Source organism: Shimazuella kribbensis DSM 45090 (genome assembly GCF_000428065.1).
Classification (GTDB): Bacteria; Bacillota; Bacilli; order Thermoactinomycetales; family Thermoactinomycetaceae; genus Shimazuella; species Shimazuella kribbensis.
Genome location: NZ_ATZF01000011.1, coordinates 1 through 25,255, shown reverse-complemented (window position 1 = coordinate 25,255; position 25,255 = coordinate 1). Strand labels below are relative to the sequence as shown.

Annotated in this window: 26 protein-coding genes, 1 rRNA gene, 1 pseudogene and 1 other annotated feature; of the genes and pseudogenes, 6 read left to right on the top strand and 22 right to left on the bottom strand. The window is 40.2% G+C overall.

Annotated elements, in window-relative coordinates; genetic code table 11:
* Nucleotides 1-46: 46 nt before the first annotated feature.
* Nucleotides 47-2,065 (bottom strand): methionine--tRNA ligase, encoded by a 2,019-nt coding sequence (gene metG / locus A3GQ_RS0113990; RefSeq protein WP_281170839.1) that lies wholly within the window; start codon nucleotides 2,063-2,065, stop codon nucleotides 47-49.
* Nucleotides 2,063-2,285: a binding site (T-box leader), on the bottom strand. (Overlaps the previous gene by 3 nt.)
* Before the next feature lie 181 nt (nucleotides 2,286-2,466).
* Between metG and A3GQ_RS27140 the strand changes: the two genes are divergently transcribed.
* Nucleotides 2,467-2,619, top strand: coding sequence for a hypothetical protein (locus A3GQ_RS27140; RefSeq protein WP_156877730.1), 153 nt, complete (start codon nucleotides 2,467-2,469; stop codon nucleotides 2,617-2,619).
* Here A3GQ_RS27140 and A3GQ_RS28075 read toward each other — a convergent pair.
* From A3GQ_RS28075 to A3GQ_RS0113960, 6 genes and pseudogenes are all read right to left on the bottom strand, one after another.
* Nucleotides 2,570-2,822, bottom strand: a pseudogene (locus A3GQ_RS28075) (DUF2269 family protein); the annotation flags it as partial. The gene A3GQ_RS27140 and the pseudogene A3GQ_RS28075 overlap by 50 nt on opposite strands.
* A gap of 14 nt (nucleotides 2,823-2,836) precedes the next feature.
* Nucleotides 2,837-3,565 (bottom strand): NAD(P)-dependent oxidoreductase, encoded by a 729-nt coding sequence (locus tag A3GQ_RS0113980; RefSeq protein ID WP_028777577.1) that lies wholly within the window; start codon nucleotides 3,563-3,565, stop codon nucleotides 2,837-2,839.
* A gap of 516 nt (nucleotides 3,566-4,081) precedes the next feature.
* Nucleotides 4,082-5,044 (bottom strand): GDP-mannose 4,6-dehydratase, encoded by a 963-nt coding sequence (locus A3GQ_RS24470; protein ID WP_037465105.1) that lies wholly within the window; start codon nucleotides 5,042-5,044, stop codon nucleotides 4,082-4,084.
* Between the two features lie 365 nt (nucleotides 5,045-5,409).
* Nucleotides 5,410-6,123 carry a hypothetical protein gene (locus A3GQ_RS0113970; protein WP_028777576.1) on the bottom strand — a complete coding sequence of 238 codons (714 nt, stop codon included), beginning with the start codon at nucleotides 6,121-6,123 and terminating at the stop codon, nucleotides 5,410-5,412.
* 501 nt (nucleotides 6,124-6,624) lie between these two features.
* Nucleotides 6,625-8,463 carry an ATP-binding protein gene (locus A3GQ_RS0113965; RefSeq protein WP_028777575.1) on the bottom strand — a complete coding sequence of 613 codons (1,839 nt, stop codon included), beginning with the start codon at nucleotides 8,461-8,463 and terminating at the stop codon, nucleotides 6,625-6,627.
* 15 nt (nucleotides 8,464-8,478) lie between these two features.
* Nucleotides 8,479-9,429 carry a DNA double-strand break repair nuclease NurA gene (locus tag A3GQ_RS0113960; protein ID WP_028777574.1) on the bottom strand — a complete coding sequence of 317 codons (951 nt, stop codon included), beginning with the start codon at nucleotides 9,427-9,429 and terminating at the stop codon, nucleotides 8,479-8,481.
* A gap of 189 nt (nucleotides 9,430-9,618) precedes the next feature.
* On the opposite strand from A3GQ_RS0113960, the gene A3GQ_RS24465 reads away from it, so the two are divergent.
* A complete protein-coding gene (locus A3GQ_RS24465; protein ID WP_037465050.1) occupies nucleotides 9,619-9,891 on the top strand; it encodes an AbrB/MazE/SpoVT family DNA-binding domain-containing protein in 273 nt (90 codons plus the stop codon).
* A gap of 148 nt (nucleotides 9,892-10,039) precedes the next feature.
* Here the strand turns inward: A3GQ_RS24465 and A3GQ_RS27135 are convergent, their stop codons facing one another.
* The 10 genes from A3GQ_RS27135 to A3GQ_RS0113895 all read right to left on the bottom strand — a co-directional run bounded on the left by A3GQ_RS27135 (nucleotide 10,040) and on the right by A3GQ_RS0113895 (nucleotide 17,329).
* Entirely contained in the window at nucleotides 10,040-10,441 is a 402-nt protein-coding gene (locus A3GQ_RS27135) for a hypothetical protein (protein WP_156877729.1), read from the bottom strand.
* A 168-nt stretch (nucleotides 10,442-10,609) separates the two neighbouring features.
* Nucleotides 10,610-11,485 (bottom strand): 16S rRNA (cytidine(1402)-2'-O)-methyltransferase, encoded by an 876-nt coding sequence (gene rsmI / locus A3GQ_RS0113940; protein ID WP_028777572.1) that lies wholly within the window; start codon nucleotides 11,483-11,485, stop codon nucleotides 10,610-10,612.
* Complete coding sequence (locus tag A3GQ_RS0113935) at nucleotides 11,478-11,741, bottom strand: GIY-YIG nuclease family protein (RefSeq protein ID WP_028777571.1); 264 nt, start codon at nucleotides 11,739-11,741, stop codon at nucleotides 11,478-11,480. The genes rsmI and A3GQ_RS0113935 overlap by 8 nt, the downstream gene beginning before the upstream one ends.
* Before the next feature lie 42 nt (nucleotides 11,742-11,783).
* Nucleotides 11,784-12,140: an initiation-control protein YabA gene (locus A3GQ_RS0113930; protein ID WP_028777570.1), complete on the bottom strand. Its 357-nt coding sequence runs from the start codon at nucleotides 12,138-12,140 to the stop codon at nucleotides 11,784-11,786.
* A gap of 80 nt (nucleotides 12,141-12,220) precedes the next feature.
* The gene (locus A3GQ_RS0113925) at nucleotides 12,221-13,024 is read right to left on the bottom strand and encodes a PSP1 domain-containing protein (RefSeq protein ID WP_028777569.1); all 804 of its coding nucleotides are present in this window, start codon (nucleotides 13,022-13,024) and stop codon (nucleotides 12,221-12,223) included.
* A 135-nt stretch (nucleotides 13,025-13,159) separates the two neighbouring features.
* A complete protein-coding gene (gene tmk, locus A3GQ_RS0113920; RefSeq protein WP_028777568.1) occupies nucleotides 13,160-13,780 on the bottom strand; it encodes a dTMP kinase in 621 nt (206 codons plus the stop codon).
* Nucleotides 13,781-13,800: 20 nt separating this feature from the next.
* A complete protein-coding gene (locus A3GQ_RS0113915; protein WP_028777567.1) occupies nucleotides 13,801-15,219 on the bottom strand; it encodes an aminotransferase class I/II-fold pyridoxal phosphate-dependent enzyme in 1,419 nt (472 codons plus the stop codon).
* A gap of 95 nt (nucleotides 15,220-15,314) precedes the next feature.
* Nucleotides 15,315-15,488: a sigma factor G inhibitor Gin gene (locus A3GQ_RS26320; RefSeq protein ID WP_083964243.1), complete on the bottom strand. Its 174-nt coding sequence runs from the start codon at nucleotides 15,486-15,488 to the stop codon at nucleotides 15,315-15,317.
* Nucleotides 15,489-15,773: 285 nt separating this feature from the next.
* Nucleotides 15,774-16,544 carry an SDR family NAD(P)-dependent oxidoreductase gene (locus tag A3GQ_RS0113900; RefSeq protein WP_028777566.1) on the bottom strand — a complete coding sequence of 257 codons (771 nt, stop codon included), beginning with the start codon at nucleotides 16,542-16,544 and terminating at the stop codon, nucleotides 15,774-15,776.
* Nucleotides 16,541-17,329 (bottom strand): SDR family NAD(P)-dependent oxidoreductase, encoded by a 789-nt coding sequence (locus A3GQ_RS0113895; protein WP_156877728.1) that lies wholly within the window; start codon nucleotides 17,327-17,329, stop codon nucleotides 16,541-16,543. The genes A3GQ_RS0113900 and A3GQ_RS0113895 overlap by 4 nt, the downstream gene beginning before the upstream one ends.
* A gap of 163 nt (nucleotides 17,330-17,492) precedes the next feature.
* On the opposite strand from A3GQ_RS0113895, the gene A3GQ_RS0113890 reads away from it, so the two are divergent.
* On the top strand, nucleotides 17,493-17,711 hold the full coding sequence (locus A3GQ_RS0113890) for a hypothetical protein (protein WP_028777564.1): 219 nt from the start codon (nucleotides 17,493-17,495) through the stop codon (nucleotides 17,709-17,711).
* Nucleotides 17,712-17,746: 35 nt separating this feature from the next.
* Here A3GQ_RS0113890 and A3GQ_RS0113885 read toward each other — a convergent pair whose 3' ends face one another.
* Nucleotides 17,747-18,787 carry an AAA family ATPase gene (locus A3GQ_RS0113885; protein WP_051271830.1) on the bottom strand — a complete coding sequence of 347 codons (1,041 nt, stop codon included), beginning with the start codon at nucleotides 18,785-18,787 and terminating at the stop codon, nucleotides 17,747-17,749.
* Between the two features lie 12 nt (nucleotides 18,788-18,799).
* Entirely contained in the window at nucleotides 18,800-19,429 is a 630-nt protein-coding gene (gene pnuC, locus A3GQ_RS0113880) for a nicotinamide riboside transporter PnuC (protein WP_028777562.1), read from the bottom strand.
* A 166-nt stretch (nucleotides 19,430-19,595) separates the two neighbouring features.
* On the opposite strand from pnuC, the gene A3GQ_RS0113875 reads away from it, so the two are divergent.
* Complete coding sequence (locus A3GQ_RS0113875; protein ID WP_028777561.1) at nucleotides 19,596-20,471, top strand: AraC family transcriptional regulator; 876 nt, start codon at nucleotides 19,596-19,598, stop codon at nucleotides 20,469-20,471.
* Nucleotides 20,472-20,867: 396 nt separating this feature from the next.
* Nucleotides 20,868-22,457 (top strand): MATE family efflux transporter, encoded by a 1,590-nt coding sequence (locus A3GQ_RS0113870; RefSeq protein WP_028777560.1) that lies wholly within the window; start codon nucleotides 20,868-20,870, stop codon nucleotides 22,455-22,457.
* A 69-nt stretch (nucleotides 22,458-22,526) separates the two neighbouring features.
* Here the strand turns inward: A3GQ_RS0113870 and A3GQ_RS26315 are convergent, their stop codons facing one another.
* Nucleotides 22,527-22,706, bottom strand: a complete 180-nt coding sequence (locus tag A3GQ_RS26315; RefSeq protein WP_281170838.1) for a phage holin family protein — start codon at nucleotides 22,704-22,706, stop codon at nucleotides 22,527-22,529.
* A 634-nt stretch (nucleotides 22,707-23,340) separates the two neighbouring features.
* Between A3GQ_RS26315 and A3GQ_RS0113860 the strand changes: the two genes are divergently transcribed.
* A complete protein-coding gene (locus A3GQ_RS0113860; RefSeq protein WP_028777559.1) occupies nucleotides 23,341-23,736 on the top strand; it encodes a hypothetical protein in 396 nt (131 codons plus the stop codon).
* Between the two features lie 321 nt (nucleotides 23,737-24,057).
* On the opposite strand, the gene A3GQ_RS0113855 is transcribed toward A3GQ_RS0113860, so the two are convergent.
* The gene (locus A3GQ_RS0113855; protein WP_028777558.1) at nucleotides 24,058-24,618 is read right to left on the bottom strand and encodes a hypothetical protein; all 561 of its coding nucleotides are present in this window, start codon (nucleotides 24,616-24,618) and stop codon (nucleotides 24,058-24,060) included.
* Nucleotides 24,619-25,040: 422 nt separating this feature from the next.
* Nucleotides 25,041-25,255, bottom strand: a 16S ribosomal RNA gene (locus tag A3GQ_RS0113850); the annotation flags it as partial.

Below are 25,255 nucleotides of genomic sequence, written 5' to 3'. Positions count from 1 at the left end.
TATTGAAAATGAGTGGATTGGACCCATCATAGCATATTTCAAGCGATTATTTCACCCGTGTTCCATTGGGAATGTCATCCGATACAGTGGATAAAACTAGCTTCTTTCCTTTTTTTGCCGCTAGAATCATTCCTTCTGATCGAACTCCCCGAAGGGTGACAGGTGCCAAGTTTGTAACAGCAATTACTTTTTGTCCTAGTAGCTGTTCTTCTGAATAATGTTCTGCTATGCCCGAGACAACTTGTCGTTGCTCATAACCGAGATCTAACTGCAACTGTAACAAACGATCTGCACCTTTGACAGGAGAAACAGCAGTGATTTCTGCTACGGTAAGTTCTACTTTTGCAAAATCATCGATCGATATATACTCTTCCTCTTTTGCTGCTTTTTCCTCATTTGCTTCTTCTGCTTTTTCGGATGGTTCTTCGCGTCGCTTGGCAGCTTGATCCATCAACTCCGCTATAGCAGTAAGTTCTTTCTCTACTTCCAAACGAGGGAAAATTGGTTTTTCCTTATTTACTTTTTTGCCCGACTGGGTAATACCAAACTGATGAATCGTATCCCATTGGATTTCTTCTTCTTTTAATTGCAATTGACGGAACATCGCCTGCGGCGCTCTTGTCATAAAGGGTTGAATCATAATACTGACCACTCTGAGACCTTCTAATAAGTGATAGAGTACAGAACCAAGTGTCTCACGGGTTTCTTCAGCTTTTGCCAAATTCCAAGGAGTGGTTGCTTCAATATATTTGTTCCCTGCACGAACCAACTCCCATATCTGCGTCAAAGCAACTGAGAACTGCATTTTCTCCATCGATTCTTCCACTTTGGATACAACATCGGATACAAACGATACAAATGCCTGATCGTGTTCAGAAGCATTTGGAACATAAGTAGGAATAACTCCATCAAAATATTTCTCTACCATGGTCAAAGTCCGGTGCAACAAATTGCCTAAATCATTCGCTAAGTCAGCATTAATACGTTCTACAAACGCTTCAGGTGTGAAAATCCCGTCACTACCAAATGGAACTTCACGAAGCATGTAATACCGGACAGCATCAAGTCCAAAGTGTTCAATCAATGGTACAGGATCGATCACATTGCCTTTTGACTTGGACATTTTTTCGCCTTTTACGAGGAAAAATCCATGTCCGAATACCTTTTTTGGCAATGGCAGATCAAGTGCCATCAAGAATATAGGCCAATAAATCGTATGAAAACGAACAATCTCTTTCCCAATCAAGTGCACATCTGCCGGCCAATATTTTTCATACTTGGTCGTATCATCTGTACCATAACCCAGTGCAGTAATATAGTTCGCAAGCGCATCAAGCCAAACATAGACTACATGCTTTGGATTTCCAGGAACAGGTACGCCCCAGTCAAATGTCGTTCGAGTAATACTAAGATCTTCGAGACCCGGTTTAATAAAGTTTTCGATCATTTCATTTTTACGTGAAACAGGTTCGATAAAATCTGGATTCTCCTCGTAATGTTTAAGCAGACGATCCACATAATTACTCATACGAAAGAAATAACTTTCTTCTTTGATACGGTCCACAGGCCGACCACAATCGGGACATTTGCCGTCTACGACTTGACGATCTGTGAAAAACGCCTCGCACGGAATGCAGTACCATCCCTCGTATTCTCCAAGGTAAATATCTCCTTGTTCGAGTAACTGGGTGAAAATTTTCTGTACAATCACTTTATGGCGATCTTCTGTCGTACGAATGAAGTCATTGTAAGATATATCTAGTTTGTTCCATAGCTCTTTGATCCCTACTACGATATCATCCACGAATTGCTGAGGTGTTTTTCCAGCTTCTTGTGCTTTTTTCTGGATTTTTTGGCCATGCTCATCGGTTCCTGTCAAGTACATCACATCATATCTACGAAGCCTTTTATAGCGAGCCATGGTGTCCCCTGCTACGGTTGTATACGCATGACCGATATGCAATTTGTCACTTGGATAATAGATAGGAGTCGTAATATAAAACGTTTTTGGTTTGCTCATGTCAATTATCTCCTTTGAAAAATATAAAAACTCGCCCCTAAAAATAGGGACGAGATTGTTCACGTGGTACCACCCAACTTTATGTAGAAAAGAAATCTTCCACACCTCTTGTACCCAATAACGAGGGTAAATCGTCTCCTCCTACTGTACATTCAGAGAAGCGTCTCCTAGGCCATGTTCCTTCCTTCACCTATACCGGCTTTCACCTCATCCGGCTCTCTGTCAATAGGTTCCAACAAGTACTCATCCCAATCGCGGACATTTTATCCATTTCACGTTATTATATCGGAAAAGCGATAATAAATTCAAGTTGTATCGTATCGTTACTTCCATGGCGCACAAATGGAGAAATAGAAAATAAAGCGGAAATTTTTAGCAGAAGTGTTTCACCAGATTTTATGTCATAGAAAAACCAAGCAATAGTTAATACACAAGAAGTGAATAGGATGAAGAAGAAATCTATAACCGTTATTCGTTATTTATTTGGATTGATGTTATTGGCGTTCGGTATTATTGGATTACTAAATCTCATGCCAGCGCCACAGTATGAAGGAAGGATACATTCAGCCACATTTGAGATAACCCCATCTTGGTTATGATCATAAGCCAAACCCCGGTTATAATAAGTACAGCTCCGCCCAATTTTAGGTATTATGGCAAGCTTGGTCGTTATACCAAAAGCAAAGCGCAGCTGACCGACGGTTCTAGCGGATCTTCGAATGATAGGAATCACGAATGCTGGACCAATTATGGCGATCGAAGCCAATATATGCAAAACGAGCAGTAATCCAAACAAACCGATTATCTCCCTTCTCCTCAGTGCACCAGAATATCGCTTTGATAGGCAAGACCGACCCTTTTTCTTTTAAACGATCCTCCGAGCTCTATATGGTCCAGCATACATTTCGCGACATCGTCATAAGCAACATCCAGCTCTTGAAATCGGCTGAACAAGTGACGAGCTATATCTGCCTCGGAATATTCCTTGATCATCTCCGGAATCGGAACGGGCAAGGTTTCCGTTGTTACATGCAGATGAACCGGATCTGGATGCTCTATCGAATCAATCATTGTTCCCGGACACATAATGGACCAATCGAGTTGAGTCTGCTGTAGCCGTTCGAAATTCCGGTTGTGATTTTTATACTCAGGCGGGAAGCCAGGTAAATTGTTGCCGATAAGATCGGTGTATGGAATATCCAGCAGTCCAGCTCCTCCCATTATCCATACCCGCCCAGAGAAACTAGGTTGGAATTCACATTGGGTTATAATGTTATCGATGATACGAACAAACTCTTCTCCCTGGCCCGCATGGCCGGCTGCAATAATAGCGGCGTCTTGATACGCGAGCGCCTCACCAACGCTGACCGGGTCCATAATATCGTCCACGATCACCTTCACATGCTGTGCGGAATGCTCACCTAGTTGATCATAAAGCTTCTCAGAATTTCGCACAAATGCGGTCATTTCATGACCCATTTTTATCCCTTGCGCCAACACTCTTTTTCCTGTATTCCCCGTCGCTCCAAAAACAATAATTTTCATTGTTCTTTCCTCCTCTTAAATGGCTAATATTTGGTTAACTCAAGCTTAGCATCGGTTTAATATTATGTTAAGAACCCACTTTAAAGTAGGGTACTTACTCAAAAGTAAGCATGACAGAATGGGCTGACTTAATTGTTCACGCGGAGTTCGGGAGGACAGGAAATTTCTAAAGACAGATTGGCGAAACATTCCTATCATTTTATGAAAACCATTTGGCTTCTATATTATGTTTTGGGAATTACAAAGAGATATAGCCATTAACAGTGTAAAGAAAATTCTAACAATGGTTCTTTTTCTACTCCATATAAAAAATGTAAATTTCTAGCTTCTTGATGTCGGTTTATCTTTTTTTCAAAAACTCCCTAACCTTCTATTTAGATGGTAGAACGATCTCATCCTAATCAATAGGATGACTGCAACTAAGTTTTTTAATCATGTCGTTATTTGAAATAATAAGATTGCAGAGGCTATAAAATACCCATAATTAGCCATTGATTTTTAAAAAATTATTATAATCTATCTTGATGGGTTCTCTTCTAAAAACCAGTTAGCAAACAATAACATCCCCTCATGGAAGTTTACTTTTGGACGAAAACCCATCGTTTGCTCCATTTTACGAATATCGGCTACTTTATGTTTAACTTCGCCTTCTTGTTCACCTAATATCTTAACTTTGTGTGGAATCCCAAGTGCATTGGATAAGATATCCAACATTTGCATAATACCTACCGATATACCTGAACCAACATTATATACTTGATAACCGTTTGTCCATTCTAAGGTCGTTCGTATAGCTTCAACCACATCACTGATATAGGTGTAGTCCCTTGTGCTTTCTGGATCATATACAGTTACAGGCTTTTCAGCTAGTATCTGCTCTGCAAATTTATGCATGGCCATATCTGGTCGCTGTCCAGGTCCAAAGGTTGTAAATAATCGTAAGACTGTAATATCAAAACCATATAATTGATAAAACATTTGGCAATAGGTTTCCGCTGCCCACTTGGATGTTGCATAGGGAGAGATAGGGATGGAGACGATTTCATCCTCATGGAAAGGATATGGCTGGTCTACTGATCCATAAATAGAAGAAGAAGAAACAAAAATAAAACGTTTGACCTTATACTCTGCTGCCAATTGTAACATCTGTACAGTCCCTGTAACATTCACATCACTGTATAAAGCAGGATCTTGAATGGAAGAACGAGCACATGGAACGGCAGCAAGATGAATAATGGTATCCCAATTTTTTGCTTGAAAGATCGCATCCATCTCCGATTCATCCCGAATATCCGCTTCGTAGAAATGGATATTGTGCATCTTTTCCCATTTTTGTATCCGTTTCATCTTCATTTCACTTGGGTAAAAAGGGTCAAAATTATCTACTACTCCTATATGCTTGTACTGAGTAAATAAGGAAAGATGTTGTACAAGATTGCTACCAATAAAACCAGCACCGCCAGTAATTAACACATTCATATCTTCACGCCCCATTGTATGGAGGAAATCCCCATGTCTCTGTGTACTCATCGATATGGATAAGTACTGGTTTATATAAAAAATCATTCGAGTTTTTATATATTATATGTATAAAATAAATAATAAAATATATTTAAAAATAACTAATTTTATAAACGAAATAAAACATATACAGAAAGACAATGAGGTTATCTTATCATATTTGATGAGAAACATCACATTTATATAGTTGACACATAAGTATGCAAATAACCCCATCGTAACAAATCGGATGGGGTTACACATGATATATCGGTTAACCCTTGATTTTGGGCGACTGGTTCCACAAAAATGCAGAATTAGTCGTGCTCCAAATTTAGAAGCGATTACTGATACTTTGTCTTCGATTGTACATTCACTGCCCGCCAATTCAAATTTGCTTCGGTTGTAATTTGTTGTCCTATTTCCGAGTTTGTAAAATCGTTATACTCGTAATATTTATCATAATCAGCAGCACTAGAAGCATCATAGTTTTTCAGCTTGTATTTCCCCTCATTATTTAGAGATATATTAAAAACAACCAAATTGGAATGGGGGTAGTATTGATGACCGTATGTATTCGGCGGCTCTTTGTCTTCCATACTTGTCATGCTCTTAGGCGGAACGAGCACATAGACCAATGTTTGTGTTGACTCCCCTTCTGGAACTTGATTGTTTATATCAGAACCTACATAATACGTTCCGGCTTTGGATAAAAATTCGGGAGCTTTCCCGGTGATATTGTCATTTACATCATAAAAATTATTCACTAATTCGCAACCATCTTCCTCACATCCACCTAATTGCATCAGTTTTTGTGTATTTGCATTTGGAGAAGTTGCTTCCAGCAAGTATTCCATTGCTAACTTTTCATATTTCGATAAATCCCGTTGCATGGTGTAGTCATCTTTGCTAATGGAAACATTATTTTTTTCTGAAATGTTATCTGTACCAGCATTTTTATCTGCCGACGAAGAGGACATCGTTATTCCTATATAAATACCTATTAATAGTAGAAAAACGACTACTACAGCAATAATAAGGCTCTTTTTTGTTACCACTATATTCATCCTTTTCTTATTTAATTTTCCATATCTTATTGATAGATTCTGAAAAAAGAATACCAAATCTCGATTTTAGATAATCATTTCATATTACAATATTTTACTCTATTCATACTATTATAAACAATATTCTCTATTTATATAAAAGTAAGTCAAAAGCTTAATAAGACTAAAATAGATATGGAAGCGCCTACCCTTTCTTTGCAAATAAAAAAACCTGTATCCAAACAAATCTTGGTACAGGTGTGACTTTTACTTTGGACTGGCTCTGTGATTAAAGAACCAGCCTGCTCCAAGTAATGGAACAATTACTCATGCGTTCGCGAAAGCAGAACTGCCCCCCCAAAGGGAGCGGTACAATGTACTTCACAAGAGGAAGACCAGCTCCTCCTGAACTCGCAAGCACAAACCCATGCTTCATCGATTTCATACGTGGCTTCCATCATACCTCACAGTTGATGAGTAATGTTGAACGTTATCTTTTATCATTACACTGCATTACTTCACTTTCTCATATCTTGTTGCAAATGGAGTCTCCTTAATCTTAATCTGCATACTCCTGCCAAGTGTTTGTAACTCTTCTTTCAATCTTTCTACATCCCAACTTTTACCCAATTCCCGATTGACATCGGCCAATACCATTACCAAATCCGTATCAAAAAACGGCATTTTTGCTTTTAGTAAATCAACCAATTCCTCTGTTTTGCTCTCCTGCAACTGGCGTAGCTCATCAAAAGGATTGAGAAGATGAGGGCTTCTCGTATAGGCAGATCGAATGCGGATAAATAAAGTTCTTCCATACGCTGCGGAAGAAACAAAGGTATCTCCTGAACGCAAGTAAGGTAGTCTTTTTCCTTCTTCTTGGGTCAGGTCTGTTTCCTCTTTTATTGTTGCAATATCGGTTCCCCTTACGGTCCGAAAAACAAATTTGGTATTGAGTTGTGCAGTGGTTGTCTCATCGAGTAAAGTTGGCCGTTGTGTTGCAAGTACAAGAAATACACCATATTTTCTTCCCTCTTGGGCGATTTCTTTAATAATTGCTTTAGCTGGTGAATCGATTGCCTTTGGTGCAAAATTATGCGCTTCATCTGTCACAATCACAAAGGGAGGGAAGAATTGCCCTTCTTCTCCATTCATCCTCGCATCTTTATACTCTCTTCGTCTGCGATACAAGCTTCCTATCACATAGTTCGCAAACACTTGCAATACCCAGGAAGGCCCTTGGACAACGACCAATTTGCCTTGTTCAAGGCCACGTTTTACGGAATGGATATCTTGGTGAAATAGGCCTGCCCTCTCCAAACGATTTAGTCGCCAGCGTACTCCTTTAATAGAAGCCAAAGGCAAATCCCCATATTTCCGCTTTAACTCTTGAAGATCAATCGCTCGCTGTCCTTCTGCGTAGGATATACTATCTCGTTTACTTGAACGATCAAAAGCATTTCCTTCTTCCAACGCTTCTACTAGATTCGAGATTCGATCACTAAAAGAAGTATACGAATCCTTTTGCTTATGTAACATCTGCACAACATTCGTCATCGCTTCCGAAAACTGATCCCCAACGGTACGTAAAAGATTGATCAGATCATTTGTTGTCAGTTCTTCAAAAGATATACCGATCTCTTTCCCTACGGCAAGCCGCACAAATCGAGACTGCAAAGGTGCTGCTTTATTCTCTAACTCTGGTAAATAATCAGCAAAATCCATCTCAAAGTGCGGATCAAAAACGAGTGTAGGGATCGAAAGCTTCATCAATTCTTCCAGCATCACCCGAAGACCAAATGACTTTCCCGAACCTGATCCTCCGAAAATCCCCATATGTGGATACTGCTGCATTGTTCGAATATCAAATAAGAAAGGCACTCCATGTTGCGGCCTTAACTCACCTTGCTCCATCATCACCACTTGATCGTGCAAATCCTCTGTCATGGAAGGGATAAGTGAATCTGTACCTCTGATTTCTCCAAGTACCATTCCTTCTTCTGGCGTTGTTTTAATGAGTAGGTGACGTACTTCTTCAAAATGCGGCAAGCGTACCATCGAGCCTGTACGAATCGGATGGATTGCCTCTTCTAACAGACGAACTTTTGCTAGATTGATCTCTTCTGATTCCACATCATAGCCAATCTGTTGCAATGTCTGCAAAACTTGAGCGTCTACGATCGATTTATCGAGTCCCATTGGAATCAACCGGTTATAGGATAGTGTCTCTACTACTTCACCTATTGGATCTCCCAAATGATCATCTACCATGACCAAAAATTCATTGATACAAAACTTGCGTTCACGAGAAACAATATATACTTCTTGTTGCGTCGTAACCCCAACTACTTGCATGAATTTCTCTCCCTACTAAATAATTCTCTCATCTCTCTTTGTAACCAATAACCGTCTTCGTAAATCTTCATCGATGTATTCTTCCACCATGGTTTGAACGAGAGCATTGGTTACCCTCACTTGGTTGTCCACAATATCCAGCCAATAAGGTATCCCTCTTCCTTGCTGAGGGGTTAAGCTATAAACCAAACGAATCAAATCCAATTGATCATCAAGCTGGCCAATAATGCCATCTAATCCTACTGGAACAGGACTATCCGATGGTCGAAAAACTGCTCTCCACATCTTCCCGCCAAAATATCGCTCATCCAATAAAAAAGCTTCTCCTACCTCTAATACTCCATAGAGTAGATCTCGGTCTGTCCAGCCTCTATAAGATGGAAATAGTTCATTGACTAGAGTACTCGTTCCCATTTCTTCAGCGATTCCTATCACACTTACGTTCTCTTCCAAAGCAACACGCTGCACTGTCTCCCATTTTCCCATATCATCTATATGGTAGTGCAAGAGGGAACCATCCATCAACATCGCCTTCGGTTTCCACTCTCTCATTGCTTGAATTGCAACTTCCATCTCTAGATTGGAGAGAAGTGTACCTCTTTTTCTTGCATGACGCGCAGGTTCTTGCTCTTTTTCCATTTCTTCTTCTAAAAGCGGCGTATAGACATCAGCAGCCCATTTTTCTCCACCTCTCGTCGCTTTTGCCAATGCTTGGAAAACAGATAACACTCTCTTTTCCGTACCTTTGGTAGAATTTACAGATCCATCCACACCAACGATACTCTTATCTCCTAGTAAATGGTTTAATTCATTTTTTTGAAATTTGTCAAATCGATGAAACTTCCCTGCCTCTTGCAATTTTTGTCGAATCTCGTAAGGCTGATAATTCGTACTTGGATACTGCTTTCTTAACGATTCATTCACTTGTTTTAACTTATTTTTAAGCTCTACTGATACTGGTAACATGGCTCTCTCCTTTTCCTAACAAGTTTCCAACATTCTTCAAGAAATTTTCTATAATTACCCTATTGTTATATTGACTGGTTTGGGAATCGCTGGTATGATGAGGAAGAATTAAATGATGTCGAAATTTGACGGCAATTATAAAGAGAAAAAAATAACTCCAAAGATCAGAATTGAGAGGAGAAATCAAGTATGTTGAAATCTACAGGTATTGTACGTAAAGTGGACGAATTAGGTCGAGTGGTGATTCCTATCGAATTGCGTCGAACTTTAGGTATTGGTGAAAAAGACGCTCTTGAAATCTATGTAGATGGCGAGCGCATCGTATTGAAAAAATATGAACCAGCTTGTATCTTCACTGGCGAAGTGGATGAAACAGTTCGTTATAAAAATAAAGTAGTAAGCCGCAAGTGTATCGAAGAAATGTACGAATTGATCAATGGAAACAAAGTAACTGCTGAGTAATTTCTCCTATCAAACATAACATATTGCAACACAGAAACACATACGAAAACCGAGCGATTATGCTCGGTTTTCTTCTATTAAAATATGAAATATTTGCGTGGCCTCGAATCGGGGAGAAGTGCTCTCCCAGATCCGAGGGGCCCACGTTCTACGCAGCGAGAGTCATGCTGCGGAGGAGATCACGAAGACGGCGCCTGTCATCCATGTCCTCCTTGAGGGGACGGAGACAAAGGATCGCGTACTGCTGGCCACACTCGATGTACTTCCACCTCTGGGATTCATCGACAGTCTCGACGCTTTCGAGCAACCTCTGCCAATCATCCAAGGCAGTAGTGATGGAGTTCTCCATCTCCCAGCAGTCGAACGAGTTGTTGAAGGAACTCCAACAACTCTTCACTACCTCAGAGAGGAATTCGTTGATCGCTTCCTCCAGCAGATGGAAGTACCGTTCCTCGCTGTTGAGCTTGACCAGTACGGCCAAGCAGAAATATGCTCGCTTGCGGACTTCTTCTGAGACTCGACAGGATCGAGTGTAGGACATCTCCTGCATGGTTCCTCCATGGAGAACGTGGATGGTCTGTGTCTGAAGTTATTGTATCAAATCCCACAATAAATGTAAGCTATCAGAACTTTATTTTTCCAAAAACTTCATGGTCATTGTAATCTCGTTTTCTCCCTTTTCCTCAGGCAGTTTTACTGCAAGTTTCCTCTATACAGATCAATGCTCATGATAAATCTGATAAACTTCTCTTTTTGGTATTTCCCGATCGTCTGCTACTTGACGAATTGCTGCTTTTTTATCCATTCCATCTGTTATGTAGTGTTCGACGTGTTGGATAATGGTTAACTCATCCCACCAATTGGTTTGTTCTTCCTTCGTATCTTCAGAAGCTCCTTCGATCACAACACAATACTCTCCTAATGCCTCTGTCTGCTGGACATAGGTCAAAACTTCTTCAATCGTCCCTCGAAGCCATTCTTCATGCTTTTTGGTTAATTCTCTAGCAATAGCAATCTGTCGATTCCCAAGTATTGCAAAGCTATCTTGCAACATCTGTTTTACACGATGAGGCGCTTCATAGAAGATAAGGGTCGTCGGGATCTTCGCCCATTTTTCTAACTCTTTCTTTCGTTCCTTTTTCTGACGAGGAAGAAAGCCAATAAACGTAAAAGGTTGTGCAGCGATGCCAGAAGCTACCAACGCGTTTAGGGCAGCATTCGGCCCTGATACAGGAATAACGGATATGCCAGCTTGTAGTGCTGCATCGACTAATACTTCTCCCGGGTCCGAAATAGCTGGCATACCTGCATCACTCACAACAGCTACCGATTTGCCGGCTAATAGCTGTTCAACGATTTCCCTTTTTTTGCTTTCTTGATTATGTTCATGAAAACTGGTTAGTGGAGTAGAAAAATTGAAATAAGAAAGCAGTTTGCGTGTATGTCGAGTATCTTCCGCAGCAATCAGATCTACCTCTTTTAGCGTCTGGACTGCCCTTGGGCTCATTTCATTTAAATTTCCAATGGGTGTTCCCACTATATATAATTTGCCTGTCTCAAGGTGGTCATTTGCAAAACTCTTTTGTCTATTCATCTACTGGTTCTCCCACATAAGTATCGATTAACTTTTGCTTTTTTGTTCTTGGCCACGATTTCACTTCGATTTCTCTTTTTAGTGCATGTGATTTATCGATTGCTGCTTCTTGGTACACCAATCGCACGGGAAGACGTGCACGTGTATATTTCGAAGCTTTGCCTAATTGATGCTGTTTCAACCGGGTATTTAGTCTATTGGTAATGCCTGTATAGTATGTTCCATCTTGGCATTCTAATATATAAACCGTGTACATAAATCTTCCCTTTCGAAAGAAAAACGCCGGCATGCCGGCGTTTTAATCTTCTTTGGTCTTATCAAGGAAAGCGATACAAAATAAACAATTACCATCTGTACGCATCCGACCATAGTGTACATTACATATATGAAATCCTTCATCATACAGATTCATCAAATGATGATTTCCGATACTTTGGTGTAGAGTTGTTTGGCCCGCTTCATCTACGAAAGTTGAAGCATTTTCATGGGAAACTTCTTGTTGTAACTTACGTAGTTGGTCGTTTTCGAGGGTGAGACGTGTATTTTCTTCCATGAGCTGTACAATTTCCGATTTCAAACCACCCAACTCTTTGTATAATTCACCGATCTGTTCCTCTACTTGCGCAACACGTTTAAAAATGGCTTGTTTATCCAAATCTCCACCCCACCTTCTTCCAAAGGACAAGCATTTCATCCTTTTCTCTTACAAACTAGCTCGTAGGGGGCAATAGAAGCTCACGCTTCAACAGTAACTTCATCTAGCGAGTGTTCTACCATGGTTCCTGTAGCTTCCAGCTGAACTTTTACTCTTCTTTCTATCAAATCGAGGAGCATCACTTGACCAAGTCCTTCTGGAGTAAACACCGCATCACCAATATCTGGTAATGTATCCTTCGTTTCCTCATAATTATCATTCTCATATTTCAAACAACACATCAATCGTCCGCATAATCCAGAGATTTTGGTTGGATTGAGAGAAAGATTTTGATCTTTCGCCATTTTTATCGATACAGGCTCAAAATCACCTAAAAAAGAAGAACAACAAAGAACGCGCCCACAGGGACCAATCCCGCCTAACATTTTTGCCTCATCTCGAACTCCGATCTGTCTAAGCTCTATTCGTGTTCGGAAAACCGCTGCCAAATCACGAACTAACTCTCGAAAATCAACACGACCATCTGCGGTAAAATAAAATATTAATTTATTGCGGTCAAAGGTATACTCTGCATCAACTAATTTCATCTCTAGTTGATGCTCTTTCACCTTTTCTGAGCATATTTGCAACGCTTCGGCTGCAGCAGTTTGATTGGATTGCTGTTTATGGGTATCATCTGCTGTTGCTAGACGAATAACACGTTTTAAAGGAAGAACTACTTCATCTTCCTCTACATAGCGAACACCCCAAACTACTTTTCCAAACTCGACCCCTCTGACAGTTTCTACAATTACAGATGAATTACGCTCCATCTGTAACTCATCAGGGTTAAAGAAGTATATCTTACCCGCTTCTTTAAAGCGGACACCTATTACTTTTAGCATGGCTGATCAACCCTCCAACTCTTGGGGGATATCCATATCCCATTGAGTTGTTCATCTATCTTCAAACACTATCTATCTCTATTCTATCATCGGTAGATTCGCTTCGGCAAATGAAAAGAAATCCAATACTTGGGATTATATGTACGTGTGGAGATCTTGAACTATTTCTTGAAAGATAGTTTTTTTGTTTTTCGTAGCATCGATCAGCTTGATACGTTCTTTATTCTCTTCTGCTAATTTCAAATATCCTTGTCGAACACGATCATGAAACTTCAACGATTTCTGTTCCATTCGATCTTTTCCCATGCTACGTTGAGAAAGCCTTTTTTGCGATACCTTAAGCGAAAGATCCAATAGGTAGGTCCTAGTTGGAAAATAGTCCCCAATTGCTTGACAGTTAATTTGATGAACATCAGCTAAGGGAACCCCAGCTCCATATGCTTGATATGCAATAGTAGAATCAATAAATCGATCACATAAAACTATTGTCCCGTTCCTGAGAGCAGGAACAATAACTTGATTCATGAGTTGTGCTCGAGAAGCTGCATATAAAAAAAGTTCTGTAAACATCGCAAACGGTTCCTTTATAGAAGGATCCAACAAAACTTCGCGAATTTTCGTTCCAATCTCGGTCCCTCCAGGATCCCGTACTTGAATAACAGAGTAGTCTTTCGATAAATATTCATATACTTTTGCGATTTGAGTGGACTTACCTACACCTTCAATTCCTTCGAATGTTATAAAAATGCCTTCCATGATAGGTGACCTCATTTTATTTAATGATATGCATACAACCAATACTCCCCTTGATGCTCGATTAATCCACGAACTTTTCCACCTGATGCTAGTAAAAACAATAGATAGTCTATAACTTCTTGGTGAATACGTTCACCCATTAACAGGAGAGGAATGCCTGGAGGATAAGGAACCAAATGAGTAGCACTTCTTTTTCCAAATGCTTGTTTCACTGGAATAAAGCAGCGTTCTCTTGTTCTACATTCGGCATAAGGAAGAATCTCTCCTTCTCTTGGAGCCAGAAGCATAGGTTTAGTTTTCGATTTTGCTACCTGCTTGTCCATATGCAAATCGGTCAAAGTCTGATGCAAATAATCCAATTCTACTTGTTTTGTACCAACTGAAAAAACAACAAGTATTTTTTGTTCATCTGCTAACTCTGTATATATTCCCTTTCCTTCCAATATTTCCGCCAATTCATATCCTGTATAATATTCACTTTCTATGGAGAGTTTCAATGGGTCCATGTTAATAGATATCTTTAATTCTTGTATTGATGGTATCTTTTCTAGTTTCTCTCGAAAAGAACGAACGCGTTCCAACGTAAGGGAAAGCTGCTTTTCCCCTTTTGTCCTCATATAACGCCTAGCTAAATCAAGTGATGCCATCAATGGATAGGAAGGGCTACTGGATTGAATCATTTTCAGATACAAATCTACTTGGCCTGTATCGACTAATCTACTATTTATATGCAACATAGAAGACATGGTCATGGCTGGTAGCATTTTGTGAGAGGATTGTATACTTATATCCGCACCACTGCACATAGCAGATGTGGGGAGATTCGGATGAAAACCAAAGTGGGCTCCATGTGCTTCATCAATAATTAACGGAACTTGATAGCGGTGGGCGATTTCAGATAGGGTTCTCACTTGTTGCACCACTCCAAAATAAGTGGGGCTGGTGAGAATTACCGCTTTTGCTTCGGGATGTTCCTTGAGCAATTGCTCAGTCACTTTGGACGAAGCAGGTAATTCCAAGCCTGAGGCAGGATCAATCGTATAAGGTATGGGAATCACAGTTGCCCCGGCCAAAAAGCATCCATGAAAAACAGATTGATGACAATGTCTTGCCACGATTATTTTGTCATTTGGTTGGCATATCGACAAAATGGATGCAAGTATCCCCGCTGTTGTCCCTCCCACCAAAAACCGAGTATGAACAGCACCAAACGCATCAGCAGCTAATTCTTGTGCCTCTTTTATCGCACCTACTGGGGCATGTAGATCATCTAAATCCCCTACTTCGGTCAAATCAAAAGGTAGAATACTGGAAAAATCGCGATATCCATCTTGATCATATGCTTGTCCTGCTTTATGCCCAGGTACATGAAAGTTTGCCTTGGTAAACGATTTGTGTTTTTTTAGTGCTTCCCACAATGGTACTCGATTGTGATCCATCATTGCTGCTCCCATTTCATATAAAAAATGCACTTTCCACCAACAAGAAGCGACCCTCCATAAGAGTCGCCTCGTTCAACATCTCTCGTAAAATCCTACCAAATCTCTTTTAGTCTGGCTATATAAAAATCATACGCCAAATCAGATACATTTACTCCAGCAATGTCCTGTTCACAAACGGTGCAAATTGGCTGATCGAGAATATGGAGGACATCTCTTCTTTCTTTTTCACAAACGATACAGACCTCTCGTTCTTCACATGGTTTCATTTTACCCGCCCACCTTTATCTAGCATTCTTTCTATTGTTATTATTCCCAATTTGCCGATAAAGATACAAGTTGTTTTCTTTTACTTCTATTAGAAATTTCCCTTGTCTAGAACAAATGAGCTTTATTTTTTGTATATTTTTTCTATGTAAAAGGAATGGTAAAGCAAAAGGGGATAGTCAAATGGTAGCGAAAACAATGATAACATTTTTGTTTGCTTACTTTATACCATTATTAATTTTGGCACGCATTTGTGCGTTTTTCATTGCTCATTTTCGAAGAAGAGTTTAATTTCTTTTTCGCATCTGTCTTCCTATAACTTTGGTTAAGCTACTCCGACTTACAAAACGCGGCAACTGAGCAAGAATGGTATTAGCAAATCCATCAATCGCTACACTTTTTCGATTTGCCAAAGCACGAAAAGCGGTTTTTACAACTTGATCACAAGTTCGCATTTTCATTCCGTCACTTGCATTACTTCCTGCAACTTCAAAAAATTTGGTTTCCGTAGGACCAGGACAAAGGGCTAGTATGTCTATACCTTTATGCCGATATTCTTCCGCTAATGTCTGAGAAAAGGCAAGCACAAATGCTTTCGTCGCTCCATATACACTCATATATGGCATAGGTACAAACGAAATCAAGGATGCTAAGTTGATAATTGTCCCATGACCACGTTCTACCATAGAAGGCAAAAATACATGTGTTAAATCCAATACAGATGCTACATTGACCATCACTTGTTGATGGTCGAGTTCCATTGTATTAGATAAAAACTCTCCGCTTGTTCCAAATCCAGCATTATTCACTAAAAAATCGATAGATAAGCCATATTTCTCTACTTTTTCTTTTATGATCTTTGCCGCATATTCTACGCTTAAATCTTGAACAATTGTCTCGATTCGAATCGGATACTCCTCTAATCGTGCTGCAAGATCTTCTAACTTATCCTTAGAGCGAGCCAACAAAACAACATCATAGCCTTGTTTTGCTAGCTCAACCGCAAATGCCTCTCCAATACCAGAAGAAGCTCCTGTTATTAAAGCTGTTCGGTTCAACTCTGCCCACCTCGTGTTTCTTGAAGTTTACGCACGATTTTGGTGACGATATTTCTGGGGACAAAACGAGTAGAGCTTGCTAAAATGCGATTTTTCCAACCAGGTATCACAACTGCTTTACCTTTTAGAAAGCCATGAAATCCATGTTTTGCAACGGATTTAACATCCATTACTCCACTCTGAAATAACTTCGATGTTCCCAAATTCGCTCGTTTTTCAAACCCTGTAGCAGTAGGACCAGGGCACAATGCCGTAACTGTCACTCCCGTACCAATCAATTCATTTGCCAATGCCTCCGAAAAAGAAAGGACATATGCTTTGGTTGCATAATAAACCGCCATTAAGGGACCCGGTTGAAAAGAGGCGGTAGAGGCAACATTTAGGACTCCACCTCGTTTTTGTTCCATCATATGAGGTATAAGGCTTTTCGTAAGATGAGTTAAGACTCCTACATTTAAAGTGATCATATCCATCTCATCTTTCGCATCTGTCTTTATAAAGGGCCCATATAATCCAAAACCAGCATTATTCACTAAAAAATCAATGGAAAGAGATCTCTGCCCTAGTTCCGCTATTAATTCATCAACAGCTTGAGGTTGCACCAAATCTTTGGGAATATAGTCAAGCTCCACCCCGTATTTTTGTTGTACCGTTTGTTGCAATTCCTTCAGTTTTATTTCATTTCTCGCTACAGCAAGAACATGGTAATCTGCCTCAGCAAAAAGCAAAGCCAACTCCCAGCCAATACCACTCGAAGCACCTGTAATAAGTACCGTACCGTTCAACTTCAAAACTCCTTTATCTTAGCAGGTATATGTTTTTATACTTGAACAATATGTAAAAGAATCATCATAAAAAAACACAAATAAAGTACATTTTCCACTCATTGTTTCACATTTTATGGGAAATTCCCAAACATAAAGATCCGTTTCACAGAAGATTAAATCGATGAAGAAAGTCCAGTTACTTGGGGAAGTAACAAAAGTAAATGTGTGCGGGTGGACTTTCACTCAGGAAAGTCCATCCGGCAAAGAACTAGCTCCATTTCGAGAGCTCAGCCACTTCAGCAACGAAGATTTTATCCATATATCTTTCTGGGACAGCTCTTACACACCTATCGTATCTCATACTGAAATGCTTTTCATTCATGTTTTATATTTAATGTGATCTTTCCAGAACAAAAACATGTTTCATAAAGCAGATTACATAAACAGTCTTCCTAAGCTATCGTACTTCTGAAATCGTTGTAATACCTTTTTTACTTTCTCTATACGTTGAATCAATGTTCCTTTTAATGAAAAATACGGTATTTTTCGCTCCAATAGATCTGCTCTTATTTTCTTCTGAAAGATACTTCGATGAACAGCTCCAGAACGGTCCCATGTATCTTCATAAGGTATATCATCCTCACATAGGAAAACCAAATCATATCCTGTGCTGGCTTCATCAGCCAGTTGAATCAACTCTTGGTGGGATTCCCCATGATAATCTTGTGAAAAGAGATAAGTTGTTATTGCATTGGTGTCTACAAACAAATATTCCTTTGCTTTCATTATCTTTTGCTGCTCTCGTTCTATATGTCCATTTGCCAAATCAACTAATTGCTCTTTTGTTAAGCGTCTATCAACTTGATGTTCCTCCCAATACTCTCGACCGTATTCTGGCATCCATACTGTCTGAAACTCCTCTGCTAATTGATGTGCTATTGTTGATTTTCCTGTTGAGGGAGCTCCAAGGAAAACGACTTTGGTTATAAAATCGGCATATACAACTGGAGCTACATAGTTTCGTTTCAGATATGGATCTTCGCGTACCTCGGTTCCTGAGATCGGATATTTTTCACGACTCTCGTCCACTCGCCGATCTATTGCACCAAGAGCTTTACTCATGTGATCTCCATAAAATTCACTTGAATAAAAATGTGTAATCTTGCGGCCTTTTAATAATCCTAATATATAGTTTTCCTGTTTTTGTTTGATCTCAGGTGTATCACCGATATCCAATGGTCCATCCCAACCTTCTATCACTTCGACTGTGGGATATAAGGTTCTAATCCATCTCGCACGAACAGGCAATGGAATATTTATCGTCTCAGGGCTATCATAAATAATCACAATTACTTCATCCATTTCGTGTATAGCTGTTTCCATCATAAATTGATGCCCTTGATGAAGTGGAGCAAATTTTCCAAGTGTAAGACCAATCTTTTTAGATCCCTCTCGATTTGATTTTACTTTTTTCATGGTCAACATCCTTTATTCTTTTGCAAGTGAATATGTTTTTTTCCAAGAAATCATCCCTAAGATAGCAAGAACAAGGAAAACGGAGTATAGAAAGGCCACCGAGTACAGTTCTTTATAGAGGTACATTCCAATCGATAATACATCAACCACGATCCACCCATACCAATTTTCTAAGATTTTACTGGATAATAGAAACTGTGCAATGATACTAAGCGTAGCGATAAACGCATCCAAATACGGAATCGAGGCATCTGTATAATGGGTCAAAACATATCCCCAAGCAATGGTTGCCAAAACAAGAATAATCGGTAAAATCCACTTCATTCGAGCAGATAACCTTCTTGTAGGTCTTACACTTGCATCTTGTCTTTTGGTCAACCAAATGATCCAGCCTTGGATACTAAGGATAAAAAACAATATTTGCAGGGTCATGTCTGCATATAGTTTGGCTTCATAAAACATCACAAAAAAACAACCAACATTGATCAATCCAATAGGCCAACACCAAATATTTTCTTTGGTAGTGAGCCAAACACATAACAACCCAGTCAGGGTTGCGACCATTTCCAAAGCCGATGTGGAAAGCCATACACAAATAGCCATACAAACAAACAGTAAACCTTCTCCATAAATTCTTTTCATAAAGTAAAATCAATCCAATCTAGCTAGTATTTATTTTTATAATAAATACATTACCATATCGAAAAAAAATGAAAATGAAAAAATACCTACCGACTAATTGGTGCACCAAAAGTCGGATGTATCCAAATAAACCTTGTTATGCTTTATGTATGAGGGAGGTCATCTCGTGAATGAGCTTAAAAGAATGAATGATGCGATAGACTATATCGAAACTCATTTGACGGAAGAAATTGATTACCAAGAAGTAGCTAGGATAAGTCTGTGTTCAGAGTATCACTTCAAAAGAATGTTTTCCTTTCTTGCTGGAGTATCCTTATCTGAATACATCCGTAACCGACGCCTAACCCTTGCTGCTTTTGACTTAATGGAACGAAAATTTCGAGTCATAGATGTTGCAGTCGAATATGGCTACCGTTCCGCAGACTCTTTTTCGAGAGCTTTTCAAAAACTACATGGTATCTCTCCATCTGAAGTCACAGTAAAGAAACAAATCCTAAAAGCCTTTCCGCGGATGACCTTCCAATTAACCATTCAAGGGGGCGAAGAGATGCGATACCGAATAGAGGAAAAAGAAGCATTTCGGATTGTAGGTCTGAAAAAAAGAGTACCTATCATCTTTCATGGAGTAAATCCAGAAATGACTTCTATGGTGAAGAGCTTAGACGATGATATGATTAGAGAGCTAAAAAACTTATCCAATATCGAACCAAAAGGAATCATTAGTGCATCTACTAATTTTTCTGAAGGGCGAATGGAGGAAAAAGGAGAGCTTGATCATTATATTGGAGTAGCAACAACCAAGGAATCTCCAGCAAATTGGAATTGTCTTGAAGTTTCTGCTTATACTTGGGCTGTATTTGAATCTATTGGGCCATTTCCAAACACCTTACAAAACATTTGGGGACGAATCTATTCCGAGTGGTTCCCATCTTCTCATTACGAACAGGTAGAAGGCCCTGAAATATTATGGAACGAATGCAAAGACACAACTTCTACCTCATACAAAAGTGAGATCTGGATACCTGTCCAAAAATCACGCTGATTACCCAATATAAAAATCCAGCTTACAGACTTGAAAGCTATTTCAAGTCTGTTTTTATCTTTCCGTACAAAACCCATTAATAACTTTTTTATCATAAAATACTGTTTTTTATCCTTCCAAAATAGAATATTTCATTCATCCAGAAACACAATCCGACACCACGTTAAAAAGTAAGGATGTTCATTTTTTGAAAGTCATAATGTGATAGGCTTCTCTCCTATTTTCTTGCTCCACTGTATCTTATTTGATTTTAACACAGCATATTTCAATGAATAGCGTACCACTAAATAGTGTGAAACAAATAAAAAAGGATAAATCGAAAATTTAAATATTAGTTATATTAAAAATACAATATAATATTGTTAACTCTCCCCTTCAACAACAAAAGGAGTTGCTGTGCGTTTCAAACATCTTCGTGAGCTCGGAAAGATGGGATGGTTTGGTATTTTCACAAGCCTATCCCAGAATAGCCTAAACCTTGTTGATGCATGGATGGTGTCCAAGATCAGTTTGGTGGCGGTTACCGCTGTAGGGATTTCAAGCAGCATCCTGTTTTTGATCCAGCAACAGGTTACCGGCACAATCGCAAGTGAGATAAGTGTGTTCGTATCTCAGAGCCGAGGAGGCAAGAATCTTTTGGATGAAAAGGACAAGAATCTTCTGTCTGATTCATCCAAACTCAAGCAGATTCGGTTGGGTGCGGCCCAAGGAATCCTCCTTTCGATCAAGTTTGGTTTCTTGTTTGGGGCTCTGTTCATCTGTCTTGCTCCTGTGCTTGTTCAGATCCTGTTTGGAGCCGACTCCCAAACGACTTCAGAAACAGCAGACTATCTGCGAATTGTGGGTGGTTGTGCCATCATCCCTTGCATGATGGGAATGATGACCAATATTCTCCTCGGAATCAAAGACAGTAAGGCTGTTTTCGTCGCTGGGGTAACGATGAATGTGATCCACTTGCCACTGGGTTATGTATTCATCTTTACCTTTGATTGGGGAGTAAAGGGAGCAGCATTGGCAACTGTTCTCGCTAACCTCGTTGGACTGGTATTCACGTGGCTAGCGGTCAGGACAAAGATCTTTGGCAGAAGTTCTTTGTCTGACAACTGGACTGGCATGACGTCCATCCACAATCTCTTTCAGCTGAACTACACATGGAGGAAGGTACAGAAAAAGATTTTTGCTGACAGCAATTCGTGGCGTCGTCATAAGATGCTTCAGAAAAAGCTGGTCAAGCAAGCTATTCCCATGATTGGTGCAGGGCTGGTGCATCAGTTGGCCCTGTTCTACATGAACCGGACCATGCTCCAGTATGGAACGGAAGTGTATGCGGCTGGGCACATTGCAAGGCAGATCAAGATGCTGCTGACTGTGGCATGGGTCCAAGGCTTTGCCAGTTCTGTGGCCCCATTTGTCGGAGAGTGTTTCGGAAAGAAGAGATACAACGAAGCCCTCCGATACTGTAACTGGGCCATCGCAATCGTGTCTGTAGGCTCGGCTATCATGTGGGGAGTCCAACTCTTCACAGGGGAATGGATCATTAGCCAGTTTACGGATGATGCCCATATCATCTCCATGAGCCACTGGATGCTTTCGGTTCTGGTGATCATGGATGCCATTTGGGCTGTTCAGCTTGTTGCAATTCGATCCCTTCGAGGGGTCTCGTACAAAAAAGGTCAGTTCACAAGTAATCTCATTGCCGCTCTGGTTCTGTTCGGTGGAGTCCTGTTTGCAATCCACAAGGGGTGGGATTACAAGTTCATCTATTACATGCAACTGGTCTACTGGACCATCCTCTGTCTGAGTTGCGTAGTTCGGTTTTATTCGCGCAAGTGGATTCCTGCGGAAACCCCAAAGAAAACCCAGAAAAAGAAAAACCAGAAATGGATCTTGACGGGCTTTGCATGGACTCCTGCTTGGCTTCCGATGTGGTTTCCGATTTGGATGCCAAAGTGGAGCCGAGAAGCAGTAGACAAGGATGCTCAATAGGCTAAAAAAGCACACTCCTTCTCGCTAGGGAGTGTGTAGCACTGTTCAGACCTATTTGGATCAACAATCTTATTTCACTAAACCACTTGCAAGCGATGATCCTATCGTCAGAATCAAACCTCCAAGAACCGCTGGTACAACACCATCAATATCAAAGCCATCTACAAAGAAACTAAGTCCCCAAAACAACACGATACTAATGATCAATCCAAACATACCTAAGGTGACAAGTGATAAAAGCCACTTGATCTGCCAAATACAAGACAGAATTCGCAGTAGCAGCTGCCTTCTGGTAATATCGGATCGCAGTGTTAGAGTGTACGATGTACGTTAGCCCCAACATACCCCACATTGCAGCAACACCTAGGTCGTGCAGATGTCCTTAAAGGAACTCCGGACCAATGTTGTTCTCCTACGATTTATGATCCATCTACTTGAAAGCATAAACTATACATGCAAAGACAATCATAATATTCTCCAAATATAAAAAAATAGCAATTGACTAAATGTATAAAAATAATTACTATTAGAATAATTCTCTGAGGAAGGGGGTGAGTACAGCGGGGTAGGATTTAACTCACTTGAATTGTTAGGCTCTTATCACTAGTCTTTATAGCATTCCGTCTGAAATAGTAATGTAGAAAACCGAAAAAAACAATGATCATTCAAATGATAGCGATTACAAAAGTGTTTTGTAGCAAAAAATGCGTAACTTCACTGCACCCAAAGTTATTATGCTTTACGTTTCACACTCGTATAGGATGAAAAAATGAGTGGATTTATATTAAGGAGATACCTAAAGAATAGGTAAAACGCATTATTTCGGACTATTTTAAAATCGAGGTCATCTGTTCCAAACAATAAAGGATAAAAGGTGAGTATCTTGCGAAAGAAATATACTATGGCTACAGTCGCCGGAATTTTAGCAATGGTCTTTAGTTTTGCATTTCAACTACACACATATGCTGCTAGTTGGGCCACTGTCCAGATTTATGGTTCTACCAGCTCTAATGTTTCCAGTCGGATTGGTCCAAATTCAAGCGGTTACATCAAATACAAGGTGGAGAACTATACTGACTTCGACGTAAAATGGTATATAAGAGATACTTGGACTGGAGTAATCGTTCGATTTGGGAAATTGTATACTTATGGTTCCACGAGTGGAACAGTTTATGGATTGACCAATAGATATTATTTGTACTTGAAATGTGACAATATTTATTCGTCCTGGGACAATAATAGATGTAATTCCTACGGATGGATCAACAACGAATACTAAGCACTTGAAAAAACTTTTGTAAAAAGACTATCTATTCATAGAGGGTCAGGACTCATACTTATGAAGTGGCGATCATCGCTGATAACCCTGGGATCTGGATGGATCATGTTGTCATAACTTTAACCACGCAGCAGTAGGAATGGTGATGCACTTACTCTATGAAGGTGCAACACCATTTACAGCAGGTGAAGCATCGATAAACCAACCTGAGTAATGGAAAAAGTATAATAACCGACGACGCTCGGCAACCTCTCCAAGTTACCGAGCGTCGTTTGTATCGACAGCAGTTGTTCTTAGCTAATCGACACTTTTCAGCTCGACTTATCCATCACTTGAGGAGAGACGGAACATGTCGTTTTTCGGGATAGCTCCCTTCATCTGGCGACGAACCGACCCACGAAGGAGGTAGTGGTTGACGACCATGACGAGGAAGCCGACGCAGAGTGCCGCAATGTCTGCGACGTCCAGCATTCCGGAGTAGCCCTTTGCGATATGCTCCTCACGGAACACGGTGACCTGGCTTACCTTGTAACCAATGCACAAGAGTGTGGTAACTCCATGCAAAGGAACAGTGAGCTTCAAGACAGAATTCGCGGTAGCAACGGCCTTCTGGTAATACGGGATCGTAGTGCTAGGGTGTACGAAGTACCTTAGCACCACCATACACCACATGGCAGCAACACCAAGGTCGTGAAGATGTCCTTGAAGGAACTCCGGACCGATGTTGTTCTCCTGCAATGCATTCCCCACCAGATGTACCCAGATGAGAATGACTGGGACGATCAGATACTTCTTGACCATCCCATTCGCGCTCTTGTTGACCTTGGACAGGTACAACATGACCAAAATGGCCACGACCACATCAAAGATAACGACTGTCATGACACATCCTCGTGTGATGAGCAAGGAACGGATTACATTTATATTAATCGAATTATGTTAGGAACGCTACTCTATATCTCAATTTCCTCAATAGCACATGATAACGAAATCAATTCACATCCATTCAAATGATAAACGATAAGATTTACATTTTTTATGTTAACTTAGCATGTATTTCAGAAATCGTAATGAAAACCAATAAAAAATACTTATACAAGATGTCTAATAATAACTTAGAATCATCTTTTTAACCTACTCCATATATGAATGCAATCCAAATAGAAATTGTACAGAATACCCTTATAAGATCAAAAGACCCTAGTACTTATGTACTAGGGTCTCATTTATTCCCTGAAAACCGAAGAGTGAGTAACACGCCTGATTATTTGGTAACCGAATTTGTACCAAAAGGTACTCCATAGAAAGGAGGTGATCCATCCCCNCCTTCCGGTAGGGATACCTTGTTACGACTTCACCCCAATCATCTGTCCCACCTTCGGCAGCTCAGTCCCCTAAGGGTTCTGTCACCGACTTCGGGTGTTACAAACTCTCGTGGTGTGACGGGCGGTGTGTACAAGGCCCGGGAACGTATTCACCGCGGCATGCTGATCCGCGATTACTAGCGATTCCAGCTTCA

Coding starts and splice junctions, on each gene's coding strand:
- pnuC (WP_028777562.1), bottom strand. CDS start 19,429: ATGAAAAGAATTTATGGAGAAGGTTTACTGTTTGTTTGTATGGCTATT.
- A3GQ_RS0113965 (WP_028777575.1), bottom strand. CDS start 8,463: ATGCAAGTAGTTGGGGTTACGACGCAACAAGAAGTATATATTGTTTCT.
- A3GQ_RS0113890 (WP_028777564.1), top strand. CDS start 17,493: ATGAAGAAAGTCCAGTTACTTGGGGAAGTAACAAAAGTAAATGTGTGC.
- A3GQ_RS27135 (WP_156877729.1), bottom strand. CDS start 10,441: ATGCAGGAGATGTCCTACACTCGATCCTGTCGAGTCTCAGAAGAAGTC.
- rsmI (WP_028777572.1), bottom strand. CDS start 11,485: ATGAATAGACAAAAGAGTTTTGCAAATGACCACCTTGAGACAGGCAAA.
- A3GQ_RS0113925 (WP_028777569.1), bottom strand. CDS start 13,024: ATGCTAAAAGTAATAGGTGTCCGCTTTAAAGAAGCGGGTAAGATATAC.
- A3GQ_RS26320 (WP_083964243.1), bottom strand. CDS start 15,488: ATGAAACCATGTGAAGAACGAGAGGTCTGTATCGTTTGTGAAAAAGAA.
- A3GQ_RS0113935 (WP_028777571.1), bottom strand. CDS start 11,741: ATGTACACGGTTTATATATTAGAATGCCAAGATGGAACATACTATACA.
- A3GQ_RS0113885 (WP_051271830.1), bottom strand. CDS start 18,787: ATGAAAAAAGTAAAATCAAATCGAGAGGGATCTAAAAAGATTGGTCTT.
- A3GQ_RS0113980 (WP_028777577.1), bottom strand. CDS start 3,565: ATGAAAATTATTGTTTTTGGAGCGACGGGGAATACAGGAAAAAGAGTG.
- A3GQ_RS0113960 (WP_028777574.1), bottom strand. CDS start 9,429: ATGTTACCAGTATCAGTAGAGCTTAAAAATAAGTTAAAACAAGTGAAT.
- A3GQ_RS0113855 (WP_028777558.1), bottom strand. CDS start 24,618: ATGACAGTCGTTATCTTTGATGTGGTCGTGGCCATTTTGGTCATGTTG.
- tmk (WP_028777568.1), bottom strand. CDS start 13,780: ATGGAAGGCATTTTTATAACATTCGAAGGAATTGAAGGTGTAGGTAAG.
- A3GQ_RS27140 (WP_156877730.1), top strand. CDS start 2,467: ATGAAGAAGAAATCTATAACCGTTATTCGTTATTTATTTGGATTGATG.
- A3GQ_RS24465 (WP_037465050.1), top strand. CDS start 9,619: ATGTTGAAATCTACAGGTATTGTACGTAAAGTGGACGAATTAGGTCGA.
- A3GQ_RS0113915 (WP_028777567.1), bottom strand. CDS start 15,219: ATGGATCACAATCGAGTACCATTGTGGGAAGCACTAAAAAAACACAAA.
- A3GQ_RS24470 (WP_037465105.1), bottom strand. CDS start 5,044: ATGAATGTGTTAATTACTGGCGGTGCTGGTTTTATTGGTAGCAATCTT.